Source organism: Vibrio sp. 378 (genome assembly GCF_033339435.1).
In genome coordinates, this window is the sequence record NZ_JAWOUO010000002.1 from 441,131 (window position 1) to 455,498 (window position 14,368).

General features: G+C 45.9%; 10 protein-coding genes. 4 read left to right on the forward strand and 6 right to left on the reverse strand.

Annotated features, from left to right (window positions below; translation table 11 throughout):
• Positions 1 to 130 precede the first annotated feature (130 nt).
• The 4 genes from R7Q48_RS05375 to R7Q48_RS05390 form a co-directional block, all read right to left on the reverse strand.
• Entirely contained in the window at positions 131 to 1,744 is a 1,614-nt protein-coding gene (locus R7Q48_RS05375; protein WP_256903064.1) for an alpha-amylase family glycosyl hydrolase, read from the reverse strand.
• A 120-nt stretch (positions 1,745 to 1,864) separates the two neighbouring features.
• Complete coding sequence (locus R7Q48_RS05380; protein WP_017634473.1) at positions 1,865 to 2,371, reverse strand: hypothetical protein; 507 nt, start codon at positions 2,369 to 2,371, stop codon at positions 1,865 to 1,867.
• Positions 2,372 to 2,687: 316 nt separating this feature from the next.
• Positions 2,688 to 3,497 (reverse strand): MalM family protein, encoded by an 810-nt coding sequence (locus R7Q48_RS05385; RefSeq protein WP_005374786.1) that lies wholly within the window; start codon positions 3,495 to 3,497, stop codon positions 2,688 to 2,690.
• Between the two features lie 100 nt (positions 3,498 to 3,597).
• On the reverse strand, positions 3,598 to 4,869 hold the full coding sequence (locus tag R7Q48_RS05390; RefSeq protein ID WP_005374784.1) for a maltoporin: 1,272 nt from the start codon (positions 4,867 to 4,869) through the stop codon (positions 3,598 to 3,600).
• A 446-nt stretch (positions 4,870 to 5,315) separates the two neighbouring features.
• Here R7Q48_RS05390 and glgX point away from each other — a divergent pair, with 446 nt between their 5' ends.
• Positions 5,316 to 7,307, forward strand: a complete 1,992-nt coding sequence (glgX, locus tag R7Q48_RS05395) for a glycogen debranching protein GlgX (RefSeq protein WP_033906651.1) — start codon at positions 5,316 to 5,318, stop codon at positions 7,305 to 7,307.
• A 78-nt stretch (positions 7,308 to 7,385) separates the two neighbouring features.
• On the opposite strand, the gene R7Q48_RS05400 is transcribed toward glgX, so the two are convergent.
• Both R7Q48_RS05400 and R7Q48_RS05405 read right to left on the reverse strand, forming a co-directional pair.
• Entirely contained in the window at positions 7,386 to 8,756 is a 1,371-nt protein-coding gene (locus tag R7Q48_RS05400; RefSeq protein WP_256903065.1) for an L-serine ammonia-lyase, read from the reverse strand.
• A gap of 11 nt (positions 8,757 to 8,767) precedes the next feature.
• A complete protein-coding gene (locus R7Q48_RS05405; protein ID WP_256903066.1) occupies positions 8,768 to 10,309 on the reverse strand; it encodes a sodium:solute symporter in 1,542 nt (513 codons plus the stop codon).
• Positions 10,310 to 10,647: 338 nt separating this feature from the next.
• Here R7Q48_RS05405 and R7Q48_RS05410 point away from each other — a divergent pair, with 338 nt between their 5' ends.
• The 3 genes from R7Q48_RS05410 to R7Q48_RS05420 all read left to right on the forward strand — a co-directional run bounded on the left by R7Q48_RS05410 (position 10,648) and on the right by R7Q48_RS05420 (position 14,324).
• Positions 10,648 to 11,943 carry an MFS transporter gene (locus R7Q48_RS05410; protein WP_256903067.1) on the forward strand — a complete coding sequence of 432 codons (1,296 nt, stop codon included), beginning with the start codon at positions 10,648 to 10,650 and terminating at the stop codon, positions 11,941 to 11,943.
• A 101-nt stretch (positions 11,944 to 12,044) separates the two neighbouring features.
• Complete coding sequence (locus tag R7Q48_RS05415; protein ID WP_005374772.1) at positions 12,045 to 13,061, forward strand: nuclear transport factor 2 family protein; 1,017 nt, start codon at positions 12,045 to 12,047, stop codon at positions 13,059 to 13,061.
• Positions 13,062 to 13,238: 177 nt separating this feature from the next.
• A complete protein-coding gene (locus R7Q48_RS05420) occupies positions 13,239 to 14,324 on the forward strand; it encodes a porin (protein WP_256903121.1) in 1,086 nt (361 codons plus the stop codon).
• Positions 14,325 to 14,368: the final 44 nt, after the last annotated feature.

Consider the following 14,368-nt stretch of genomic DNA (forward strand, 5'->3'; position numbering starts at 1 on the left):
ATTAAGGGAAAAGTAAAACAGACAGAAAAAAGCCAAGTGTGCGCCTATGGGGGTCAGCAACAACACTTGGCTTGTTTATAAGAAAGCTTGTGGTCAGCTCAACTGGTGAGCATCAATTCTGAATAATTCCTTAAGGTTTTACCGCAAAGAATCGTCCTTGTAGTGGCGACATCAGAATCTGATATTGACCATTACTCGGAGTAATTTTTTCATTCGTGAGCAAATCCACCAACTCACCAGTACCAACACTCTCCTGAGTAAGAGTGACGCTTCTAGCGCTCTCTAAGGTATTTAGCGCAAACAAGACTTTGTCCGAACCAGATTGTTTCAAATCCACATAACTGCCGTTACTCGCAACTAAATTCGTGCGTGACCCCTGATAAAGTGCAGGATGCGCATCGCGCATTGTCATCAGCGATGTCACATAAGATTTGAGATCGGCTTGGTTTGCATCAAGCGTCGCCGTCACGCCTTCAATTTTCGCACTGCTGCGCGCAACGTGATCATCGCACAAACCTTGAATGGCGCAGGTGCTGTTGTCTTCTTTTACGGCAAAACCATCCACTTGATCCCCGATTTCATCACCGTAGTACAACGTGATTGGCCCTGTGTACGCCGCTTGGAAAGCAAACGCGGCTTTATGGCGTAACCAATATTCTGCATCATTCACATCCGCCAAGTTTCCACGCTGTAACAAGTCACCAAAGCGCACTAAATCATGGTTGCCGATCATCAAATTCGGCTGCGCATGTGTTGGATATTGATTGTGTGTGCTGTAGCCGTTGTCTAACCAATCCGCACCGCGACCACCCACGCCGCTCTCATTCACGGCTAAAGTTTCAACGATGCGATATCGCATAGGGAAGTCAAACGCAGAGCACAATGCTGGATCGCTGTTCGATCCATACGCCTCATTCGCGATTTCAGACTCCCCTTTCCAAATCTCTGCCACCATGTAACCCAACGGATTCACTTGTTCGCCTTTGCTATTGGTGTACGTCACACTTTGTGAGGCTTCATCGACGGCTTTACGAATTTGTGTCCAAGCGTCTGTCGGAACTTGATAGGCTTGATCTAAACGCCAGCCGTCAATCTTCAGTTCTTTGATCCAATACGTTGCCACTTCTTTGTAGAAATCGAGACTGGCCGGGTAATCAACGGAATTGCTTGAGCCTGAAGGCAACAAGCCGGAAGGCGAGGGTTTGATCAAACCATTCTTATGGTGGCCAAATACGCCATCAAAAAATACGTACAGACCGCGTTTGTGTGCTTCTTCGACTAAAGTTTTCGCGGTCGCTAAGTCACCAAATTTGGGGTCGATTTTAAAGTAATCTGTCGCAAAATAGCCGGTGGCGTCCAAACGATCCGCCCAATGATCTTGTCCTGCTAACGCTTCTGACTCAAAAACTGGCGTCAACCAAATCGCATTCATCCCTAAGTCTTGGATGTAATCGAGTGAATCAATCACTCCTTGCAAATCGCCGTTATGATGGCTGGTGCCATAACCTGTACCGTGACCAATGCTCGCATCACCATCCACAAAACTCTCTACCATGATTTGATAAGTACGAAGCTGGTTACTTTGCGCCATGACATTGGCTTGGCAAGCATAACTGGTATCCGGTAGCGGAGTGCTGCTATTAGTGTCGCCACCACCAGAAGAATTACACGCAGATAAAGCACCAATCACACTTAACGCAAGCAACGATCGAGACAGGCGATGGTTACGTAGGGTATTACGCATTTTACTCTCCCTAACTTACTCAAATAAACTAATGACATTTGAGTAATAAAATTAACCCCGACATTTGTTTCATGCAGGGGTTAATAAATAAAAATAGATTTTAAATAACTGAATGGAATATTATTGGCACTTATTTACCATGACATGAACAGGTTTGCCTTTTCCTTCAAACTGAAGACTCCATACATATTTACCATCTTCTTTAATATCAACCGAAGTATCCGTACCGTAACCACCAAATGTTAATGGTGTTAATTCACCAACGTTCATTCGATTGCCTTTTGCGGTAAATTGTGGGAACCATAATTCGGTCGCATACTGCATTTTGTAGGAGCCTACTTTTTCTTGAACCACGGCTTGGTAGAAATTATTCCCTTTGTAGGTGTATTGACGCTGAGGCACGTGTTTCCAATCGGAATCCGCAAAAGTACCCACCACAAATAGTGGTTTAGAAATAGGCCCTTTCGCCGTGCTGTCTGGGTTGTCACACGCTTTCATGAAAGCAACCACTTCGTCTTGAGACATATTAACAACTGGCTCTGTGGCCGCTTCAGGTTCTGCCGTCGATTGACAACCTACTAAGGCAACAAGTAGGGCAGCAGCAAGAGAGGTCTTCATCATGTTCATTTCACGTAATTCCTTTTTAGTATATCCAAAGCAAAATAAACTCAACGGTTAAAAGAAATATTAATCGTTATTAAAATGGAAATATCAAACGCCAAATAAATATCGTCAGATTGCGAATTTAAATCACTTCGAGAAGTTTGTTTATTTCCTAAGTACAAAAAATAAGTTAGGAACTGCCATTAATTATTGATCCAACCTATATAAAAAACAAAGTAATAAAAATAATTATGTGAATAAGGTAACTCTATGTAGGGGTATTTTTATTGGTTTATTTTCTATGAAAAAGGTCAGCATTTCGCTGACCTTTTTTATCTGATTATTTTCTATTTACGGCTTTCACAAACACTTGTTGTGCACCTTCGATACCCAGCTCTTTTGCTTCATCAAGCAAAGTGAGCGCTTTCGGAATATCATTCGCTGCGACTGCTGCTTCAATGGAGCTGTAGTAGTAGCTAGTAAGGTCCGTACCTTGGGGAATGTTATCGTTTTTCGCAACAATCTTAGTATTCACGATATCATTCGCGGATACCGAAAAGCGGAACTGACCAAGTGGGCTATGTTTCGCTAGAGGGTCTGCAATATCTGGCGGCTGAGTGTGGCGCGCCATGGCGAAGGCTTTTGCAGGGTGTAAAACTTGTGTACTTCCTTTTAGATCGGCGGAAGTCGTGTAAACCAACACATGCAGATCGTTACCTGTCATGTCTGGAATCACATTGAGATCAAGTACGAATTTATCGTTGTCCAACAGTTTTGCTGGTTCATACTTAAACTTTGAAAAATCTGCTTGGTAAATGGTTTCTCCTGCCGAGTTCATCACTGCGACATTAGGAGCATAAAATTGAAGTTCTTTACTTACGAATGTCTCTAATTTGATATCGAGACTGCCACGGTTACCTGGAAGAGCAAACGCTGCAATAGCGCCAGCACTGTTACCATCCAACAACATTTGGCTTTTATCAGTCAAAGCGAATTCAGTAACCACAGGCACGTTAAGCGGTACCCATTGAATATCACCCGATTGCGTGATCACTTGTTGCTGACCTTTTGGACTCATCTCTACTTGTTCTACAGACGCACAACCAGTAGCCAACATGCCCAGCAGTACGGGAGCAAGCCATTTTTTCATTACTGTCTACCTCGACTCTTTATTGTTTTTTAAATAAATACAGCCAGATAAGTTCTGGCTGTATCATTCTAGGACAATTTAGGACTTAGTGGTTAGATGATTACCACCAAGCTTCAGCTTGTACACCGAACTGGAACGTATCGTCTGAACGACCGTTGTCAAATGTGTTTGAGTTGTCTTCTTTGTCAGCCGTTAGGTAAGAAGCGTAAACACGGATTTCAGGACGAGCCCAGAAGCTAGAGCCAGCAGACCATGCTTGAGCAACAGTTAGCTTACCGTATTTGTTTTCTTCGCCGTCGTTATCGTCGATAGCGTAACCAGCTTCGAAAATAGTTTTGTGGTTGTCATCCCATTTGTACATTGGACGAACAACAACAGACATTGTTTCCCACTTGTCTTGGCCAGCCCACATGTCTTCACCAACACCGTACACTAACTGGTGACCCATTTCCCAGCTGTCGCCCATGCCGATTACACCCCAGTTGATTAGGCGGTAACCAGATGCACCGTTGTCAGCTTCTGCGCCGTACCAGCTACCGTCGCCGTAGAATGCCATTGTTTTAGAGTAACCTTCAGTACCGTACTGAAGCACTGTTTTGTTGAAACCAGCGTCTAGACCTTGAGTCAATTCTGCTGTGAACATTACGCCGTTTTTCGCATCTTTAGTGCCGTTTGGCGCAGCGTCAGTTTCGTTAAGAATTGCGTAGTTCAAGCCCATTTCTAGAGAGCCGTTGTCCCATAGAGGAAGACCTGCGTAACGTACGTCTAGAGTGTTTACGTTTGTTGCGCCACCATCGTTGCCTGGGTCTGCGATATCGCCGCGGTCGTTACGAACCCAAGCGAAAGAAACTTTACCAGGACCAGCTTCGATACCTTCAACACCAGCGCCCGCGCCAGAGATGTTCCAGTAGTAGAAGTCAGAGATATGAATGTCGTGACGTTGGTAGTAGCGTTTACCTGCCCAAAGCGTTGCTTCAGGAGCAAAGTTTAGTAGGCCTTTAGCTTGAACGTTGAACTGACGTAGTGCGAATTGTGCATCGTCTACACATTTCACTTCGCCGTTATCCAAACCACAGTTAGCAGAAGTGCTTTCCCAGTCGTTTGAACCATTAGAAGTCATTGCAACCATAGAGTCTACGTAGAACGTTTTGCCGTTGTTGTTGTAAACTTCTTTACCTAGTTGAATCTCGCCGTAGATATCGCTTTCATTACCTAGACGACCGATCTTGTTCTTTTCGAATGTTAATTGTTGACCACCGTCAGCGTTCACGCCAACGCCAGCACGCATGTAACCGTGGAAATCCACTGCGAATGCAGAACCAGCAGCTAAAGTTGCAGCTACAGCAGCAGCAATTGCACTTACTTTTTTCATTCTTAACTCCATTAAGGGTATTTATAATTCTGTCTTCCCTGCTCACTCTTTTAGGTGAATATAGGCAGTAAAAACACACCTAAAGAAAGAGAGGTAAGATGGGAACGAATCCCCGTTTGTTTCAACAGTTGTGAGATTACCCGAGGCGTACAAGGATGACTTCCTCCGCCCTAAACTAATTTAAGGGGGATGAGAAGGGAGTAGAAAATTTACCGAATGGTGTTTTTTCGAGTCAGATCACCAATCTAGGGAGGAATTAGTAAGTTTGTTCGGTTTTGAGCCGCTACAAAGTGATAGCCATTTCATATTTTTGACTCTAAGCCGTCACATAAAGTAATTAAATTACACGAATATTTTTATATTTAGGGTGGTTGACCTTAGTAAGACAAAGTTTTTAACTTATAGTTTCCTAAAGGTAGCAATAAATATTAAATAAAGTATCTCCGATGACACGACTTCTCTCTCGCCCCTACCCCCTGGGCGCAACATTGAATAAAGAAGGCTGTAACTTCTCTATTCATGCTCCGGGCGTAAAAGACATTCAACTGGCATTGTTTGCAGACGATGGCAGCTACGAGCTTCACGGTTTACCGAATGAATACGCTGGCATACGTCATACTTTTATTCCAGATATTAAGCCAGGGCAAAAATACGGTTATCTTGTCTCCCACAAGGACGAGCCACTGTTAATTTCTGATCCGTACGCAAAATCAATAGATAAAGCCCTCCACTATCATCCTCCCTACTCTCCAGCCAAAAGTTTCGATATGCCGAAGTGCGTCGTTATCGAAGATGATTTTGACTGGCAAAACACGGATCACCCGCGTATACCCAGAGAAGAGATGGTGTTGTTTGAGACGCACGTCAAAGGGCTTACCCAACGCCACCCTGAGGTTGAGGACAAGCTGAAGGGGCGCTATTTAGGTCTTGCATCACCTGAAATGCTGGCCTTTTACAAACAGCAAAACATCAACACGCTGCAATTGCTACCTGTCGCAGCATGCATGCATGAGCCTCACCTACTAGAGATGGAAAAGGTCAATTATTGGGGATACAACCCTTATCTCTTTATGGTGCCCGATCCGCGCTACGCAGAACAAGACGCCGTTACGGAATTAAAAACAACGATTCGCGAATTGCATAAAAACGGCATCGAAGTGATTCTCGACGTGGTTTACAACCACACTGCTGAAGGTGGTGAAGGCCCTACAATCTTCAACCTGAAGGCCCTCGATTCCTGTTTTTACATCAAACATGGCAACCACTTCGCCAATTACACTGGCTGCGGAAATACAGTGGATCTCACCTACCAACCAGCCTTAAACCTTGTGATGGATACATTGCGCTACTGGGTTAGCGAATTTAAAGTCGATGGCTTCCGTTTTGACTTGGCTGCAACGTTAGGTCGACAGGGCGATGATTACAACCCAGAAGCAGCTTTCTTTAAAGCCGTTGCGCAAGACCCAATTTTGCGTGAAACCAAATTGATTGCCGAACCTTGGGATATTGGTCCAAATGGCTACCAAGTGGGTAACTTTCCATTTGGTTGGAACGAATGTAATGACAAACTGCGTGATATTTCCCGCAGTTTTTGGCGCGGTGATCAAGGCTATTTAAAAGAGTTTGCCACTCGATTAATGGGCTCTCGTGACATTTATAGTGCAGCGAACTGGCCATACAAACTCACCGTAAATTACATCACGTATCACGATGGCTTCACACTGCAAGATTTAGTGTCTTACAAGCACAAACATAACGAAGCCAATGGCGAAGAAAATCGCGACGGTCACGGCGACAATCGTTCAGAAAACTACGGTGTTGAAGGCGAGACCGAAAATCTGATGATCATCGCCACGCGTGAGAAGCAAAAACGCAACCTTATTGCTAGCTTGCTGTTTGCCTTCGGTATCCCACACATTCTCACTGCTGATGTTCTGTCTCACACCCAAGGCGGTAACAATAATGCCTATTGCCAAGATAACGAAACCAGTTGGCTGAACTGGGAAGAGACAGAACGTAAGCAACATTTCAAAGCATGGATGTCACAAATGGTCGCCAACCGAAATCAATACATGGTGCCATTTATCCGAGCTTTCAGTGGCGAAAACCGCAATAACAACCGTATTTTCTGGCGCCGTACAGACGGTCGCTTAATGGAGCACGATGATTGGAACCGTTTAAGCTCTGTCGCACTTCACCTTGGTATCGGTAAAGAAGGACAAGAACTGGTCTACCTCATCAACCAAACTAACGCCACAGCGCGCTTTAAACTCCCCAATGAGCGAAAGCAAGAGTGGGTGACGATCTGTGATACAAACGTACGTAACCTCAACCCAGGACATGCTGAAGGCGAAGTCTTGCTGTCACCCACCTCAATGGTGATTTTGCACTATCAACCAAACCAAAGCACACCAAAAGGTGAGCAAACGCATAGCTAAGTTATAAACGATCCAAAAAAGGAAAGCCGATGCATCTCAGTGCTTCGGCTTTTTTGTTGGTTAGATGTGCCTAACTCATTATTCGCAAGGCGGCGCTAGGTGAATCAAAGCTAACCCACCCAGTGACGTCTCGCGGTATTTCTTGTTCATGTCCTTGCCCGTTTGATACATGGTTTCAATCACCTTATCCAACGAGATCAAACATTTACTATTACGTTTTAGTGCCATGCGAGATGCATTGATCGCTTTCATTGCACCCATCGCATTACGCTCAATACACGGAACTTGCACTAAGCCCCCAATTGGGTCACAAGTCATGCCTAGTGAGTGCTCCATGGCAATCTCGGCCGCAATACAAATTTGCTCATTGCTGCCACCACGCAGCGCGGTCAAGCCAGCTGCCGCCATGGAAGAAGACACGCCAACTTCGCCCTGACAACCCACTTCGGCACCCGAGATAGACGCATTAGTTTTGTACAAAATGCCAATCGCACCGGATACAGCAAGGAAGTCTTTAAGCTGTTTAGTATCGAGCTCTTTGATGAAGCGATGGTAGTACATCAATACCGCTGGAATCACACCCGCCGCACCATTAGTTGGCGACGTTACGACTTGTCCACCAGCCGCGTTTTCTTCACTCACAGCAAAAGCAAACAGGTTAATCCAATCCATGATTTCCATCGGATCGTTTTCGATTGCTTCATTTGCTTCAAGCTTCTTCAGCAAGTTAGGCGCACGGCGGGTCACGTTCAAGCCGCCATCCAAGATACCTTCTGTCTCGAAACCGCGCTCCATGCAACGCGTCATCACACGCCAGATCTGTTCTGCGCGTTGATTAATGGCTTCCATATCCTGAAATGCTTGTTCGTTTTTCAGAATCATGCCGCCGAGGCTCATGCCATTCTTCTCAGCCTGTGCCAACATTTCGTCTGCACTGGAGAATGGGAACTCTACTTCTACGGGTGCAGTCGCACTGCCATTTTGCAGTTCATCCGCCGTTGCGATGAAACCACCACCGATAGAGTAGTAAGTTTCAAACCCAACCTGATTGCCGTGCGCATCTAAGGCAGTAATCGTCATGCCATTCTCATGCAGAGGAAGGTTCTCTTCATGGAACAACATGTCCGTTTTGTAGTTGAATTCGATTTCATGACGGCCATCGACAGACATCATGCCCTCTTCAATCGCCTTGCGCATCGCTTTGTTCGCAGAAGCGATTTTGATGGTATCTGGTTTGTTACCCAACAGACCCAAAATCGTTGCACGGTCAGTATGGTGACCAATCCCCGTTAACGAGAGTGAACCGTATAAATCGACTTGAATACGAACCACTTTTGCCAAGTTCGATTCAATCAAACGAGTGAAGTGGTAACCCGCGATCATTGGACCATTGGTGTGAGAGCTAGAAGGACCCACACCAACCTTGTAAATATCAAAGATGGACAGCATAAACTTACCTATTACGACAATGCAGCATAAAGCCAATCAGGGAGAACCATACAAGCAGCGATGGTCGCCACAGCGAACACCAATAGCCCGTAATGGCTTGCGGTTGGCTTTGCAAAAAGATGTTTTTGATTATTGATAAAAATTTGTTGCTCGGCAGTCACAACGCCCCAACGACGGCTTACTAACACACCAAACAAAAGGAAGACGAACGTACCAATTGGCGCGAACCACGGCCAAGCCACGTCGAGATACATCGCAGTAAACACCGCAATCACACTCATGATACTGCCAACGATCACGCCTTTCTCATTGGCTTTCGCCCAGAATAAACCAAGCACGAATGACCCCAAGCGGATACCAACGAAGATGGAAGTCAGGCTAGCGATGGTTTTGAGTACCGATTCATTCGATACCGCTAGAAGAGCTGGCACTACCACCATGGCCGCCGCAAGCAAACTCATCTTTCTTGCGACTTTTTCGTAGTGCACATCATCGGCACTCTTGCGAACGAAACGCTTGTAGATATCGAACGTCGCGACGGTCGCCATCGAGTTGTAGGTCGAGTCCAGCGTCGACATTGCGGCCGCCGCCAATGCGGAAATGATCAAACCAACCACAATTGGGTTAGTGTGGTTGAAAACGAAATCCAAAATCACTTCGTTGCTGTTTTCAAACGATTGATCTTGATAGAAAACACTCAAAAGAACACCGAGTACCGCGAAGAACAAGTACACGAAAAACGCACCGTAACCACACAACAGCATCGACTTCTGCGCCGTCTTTTCACATCTCGTCGCTAACGTGCGTTGGATGATCAATTGGTTGGTGCCGTACACACTCAAATGCAAAAAGCTCACAGCAACCACGCCAGCCCAGAGTGTGGTATCTACGCCCAAATCAAAATCTAAGTTGATGATATTCAGGTGATCACGAGAAAGGTAATCTGCCGCATTAATCTCTGTCATTAGAATGGCAAAGATAGCGATGCTGCCCGCCACCAATACTGCAGATTGCAACATATCGGTCCAGATAACCGTGGAAATCCCACCCGCATAGGTATAGCAAGCGGTGAAAATACTAATGTAGATAATGGCTTCAGAAATACTGATAGGCAGAACTTGCACTAAGATCAGCGCCACGGCATACAAAATCACACCCGCAGAGATACATTGAACCACAATAAACACAATCGAGTTGATGGTTCTTGCATACACCCCAAAGCGGTGCTCAAGGTATTCATAAATCGAAGTCAGGCCCAGCTTATAGAAGACAGGCACAAAGAAAATGACGGTGAAAAAGATAACGATGGGATAGTTAAGGTGAATACTCATCGCTTCCATGCCAGAGCTATAAACCCAACCAGGCATCCCTACAAACGTCATCGCACTAATGTAAGTCGCAAGTATCGAAACACCTGCCGTAAACCAGCCAAATTGCTTTCCACCCGTGGAAAAGTCGCCACCATTGCTGTAGCGCTTATTCACTAAATAGCTGATTAGTATGGTAATTGCTACATATAACGCAATCACCACAAAACTTGAGTACGTAACCATTTTAAGGTTTTCCTAATTCTGGGTAGCTAATTATTATGCCCAGATATTACTGTAAAAAGGCATTTTTAAACGACAATCCCACTGTAAGTGTGATTATTATCACCAATATAGGCGAAAATGTATTCAAAATCGCCAAAAACGCCGATTAGTGAGATCCTTGTCACTAAAACCCACAAAATGGGTACGCATTCATTTTAAAATTGATTTTGATCACGGATCTAATAACCTTAAAAAAACTATGATTCACCCCGACACGAAATCGAAGATGATCCAAATAAGATCGTGTTCATTAAGTTTGAATAGCAACAAATCCTAAGTGAAATAGAGGTTTATCGGTCATGAATGCCAAAAGACACATGAGCGAAGTTCCTATGATTCAAAGGGTAGCTGCCTATCTAGCGATACTGGTTGGTTACTTTTTCTATTGTTATAACTTTGTAATTATTGACTACGTACGCCCATACATCGTTGAAGCGTATGATGGTATTAGCCTGTCAGACACTGCCCAGTTCTATACATGGCAGTCGGTTGGTGCACTTATCGGTGCATTGAGCTGTGCTTGGTTCGCAACAAAATTTGGTAAGAAGTCCACTCTTATTACCATCACAGCCCTAAACGGTGGCGCTACGATCATCAATATGATGTTCACCGACTACACAACATGGGCAGCAATGCGTTTCATCATTGGTTTGTCACTGGGTGGTTACTTCACCGTGGCAGTAAGCTTGATGATCGGCCTATTTACGCCAACGGTACGTGGTAAGTTGACGGCATTCGCGTCTTCTATGTTCTCTGTAGCACTGATGGTAATGGGTGCGTATGCAGCATTTATTGCAAGCATCGATGCACCATGGGAAAGCCTAATGCTTGTTGGTGGTATCCCACCATTGGCAGCCGCTGTGGTCATGATCTTTGTACTACCTAGCGACAGCAAAGTGATCGCTTACGGTGAAGAAGAGCAAGCAAAAGCAGAAGAATCAGATGCACCAGCGAAAAAAGGCTCTTGGGGCGAAATGCTAAGCAAGCCTTACCGTAAGATCACATTAACGTGTCTATTACTGGCTGGCCTTAACTTCTACGGTTTCCAATTCTTTGGTGGCTTCGTAACCACTTACCTACGTGATGTACGTATGTTCGACGGTGCAACCATCGGTCTCATCTTCTCTATCTCTGCATTTGGTTCACTGTTTGGTGCGTGGTTCTGGGGTTGGGTAGCTGACAAATTCGGTCGTAAGGTGAACGCATTTGGCTTCATCCTAGCGGGCATCATGGTTTCAATCTTCTTTGTTGCACCTGGCGACATGGTGATTGGCGGCCTAAACATGCTGGCTCTACTTGGTCTGATTTACAACTTCGGTCTGTCTTCTTCAGCGGTATGGGGTGGTTACTTCTCAGAACTGTTCCCAGCACACCTACGTAGCTACGGCGCGGCGCTATTCCACGGCGGTCGTATCCTCGGTATGTGGGCACCAATGGTACTTATCTTCATCCAAGAACGTACCGACCTACAAACCGCAATGTGGGGTTCACCAATCGTATGGATCCTTGCTGGTCTTCTATGGCTATCACTGCCAGAGACACTAAAAGGCGGCGTGTTCAATAAGAGCAAAAAAGCCAAAGCAGCAAAAGCGTAACTGAATTTCAAAAACTCCGGCTGGCTCCCCGGCCGGATGAAAAAACTTAATTTCGAGTCCTGTTCCCAAAGCCGACTCGACAGCAAATAAGAGAGTTTATTATGTCTAAATATCAAGAAGCGAAACGCGTTGTACGTGAATACTTCAGCGCAATGGAAAACGCAACTCACGAGAACGTGGCAGAAGTACTAAAGGCACACACTTCAGAAGATTACCTATGGCGTGGTGTTTACCCATTCCGTGAGCAACAAGGCGCTCAAGCAGCGGCTGACGTTTTCTGGGCTCCTTTGATGAAATCAATGACTCGCATGCAGCGTCGTCAAGACATCTTCATCGGTGGTGAGAACGAAGTAACATCAGGTGAAATCTGGGTAATGAGCATGGGTCACTTCATGGGTCTATTCGACGCTGAATACCTAGGCATGCGCCCAACTGGCAAAATCATGAACATCCGTTACGCAGAATTTAACTGTGTTGAAAACGGCAAGATCACTAAGACTGGCCTATTCCTAGACCTTCTAGGTGCAATGGACCAAGCGGGTTGTTACCCACTACCACCATCAACAGGTAAGCACTTCGTATACCCTGGTCCTCGTAACCACGACGGTCTACTGTTCGAAGACGCAGCACCAGAAGAAGGCGTAGCAACACTAGCACTAGTGAACAAGATGGTTGATGACCTATCTGCACTAAACGACAGCGGCGCTATGGGTTGCCCACCAGAAGTTCTTGAGAAGAGCTGGTCTAAAGACATGATCTGGTACGGTCCATGTGGTATCGGTGCGTCTTACACAATTCCTCGTTACCAACAGCAGCACCAATTGCCGTTCCGTAACAACCTGAAAGACAAGAAGTTTAACGGCCACGTATGTCGTTTCGCAGAAGGTAACTTCTCTTGTTTCTTCGGCTGGCCAAACCTATCTAACACGCCTATCGGTGGTTTCCTAGGTATGACAGGCGGTGAAGTACGTGCAGACATGCAAGTGGTTGACGTTTACTACCGTGACGGCGACAAGCTATCTGAGAACTGGGTACTGATCGACCTTCCTTACTGGCTAAAACAGCAAGGTCTAGACGTGTTCGAGCGTACTCAACAGATCCTAAACCCTTCTCTATAAGAAGTCCTAGGGGCGGATTGTCAACCCGCCTTTATGTTGCCTGAATCCCCTCTCGGTTCAGGTGACATGCTCCCAACTCGTGCCTCAAGGATGGGGCACAACCTCAAGATAGAACCCTTATTCAAAACGGGCATGAACGCACGGTGGCTTTCTGCGCCCTGAATAATGAGATTGATGATGAAAAAGTCGACCCTTTCTGCAGTGATTTTAGCAGCGCTTACTTCTAGCTCAGCCTTTGCTGCACACACTTTTGTTAATGACGCTGGCGACAGCCTAACCATCGATGGCCGTTTCGACCTTCGCTACCAAGACCGTGGCGGTGATGACAACGGCGAATGGAACAGCGGCAGCTCACGTTTCGGTTTGAAAGGCCAAATGGGTCTGGATAACGGCTGGACTGGTTTCGGTCACGCGGAATGGGGCTACAACTCTGGCGCGAACGGCGACAACATTTACGACCGCTTGCTATACGCAGGTGTTGATCACGAAAAATACGGCAAAATTGCTGCGGGTACTAAGCAGTGGTCTACCTTCTACGACGTAGCATGGTACACCGATTTAGGTCGTGTATTCGGTACTCGTGGCTCAGGTGTTTACAACCTAGCTGACTGGGGTATCGCATCCGGTGCAGGTCGTGCGGAAAACTCAATTACGTACCGTAATTCAATCAATGAAAAAGTGAGCTACGGCTTTACTTACCAAACCACGCGTGAAGATGTTGCTCTAGCAAACAATGCGACAGCCTCACTGAAAAACGGCATGGGTGCGTCGATCACTTACAAACCGGTTGATGGCGTAACACTTGGTGCGGCTTACCATCAAAATGAAGTTGCTGATTTAGACGCAAGCGTGGTTGGCGTAGAAAACGGCGACAACATGCGCATCATGCTATTGGGCGCAAACTACAGCAACGGTGGCTTCTACGCGGGTGCGACTTTCCACGTTGGCGAAAACTGGGAAGCAGTGAGCCAAGGCGGTACGGACGTAATGTTCGATACCCTAGGTGGCGAAATCTACACTTACTACCACTTCGACAACGGCCTACGCCCAACGTTGAACTACAACTACATGGAAGATCGCGGTGACGAGACACAAGGTTACGAGCGTAACTTGCTGATTCCTGGTGTTGAATACCACTTCCAGAAGAACAAATTCCTAGTTTGGACTGAATACCAGTTCGACCTAGGTAAAGATCAGTACGATGGCAGCAAATTCGAAAATCGTGATGATCAATTCGCGGCAGGTATTCGCTACTACTTCTGATAATACTCATCGCTCACCACCTATACCCAAGTAGCCTTAAGGTG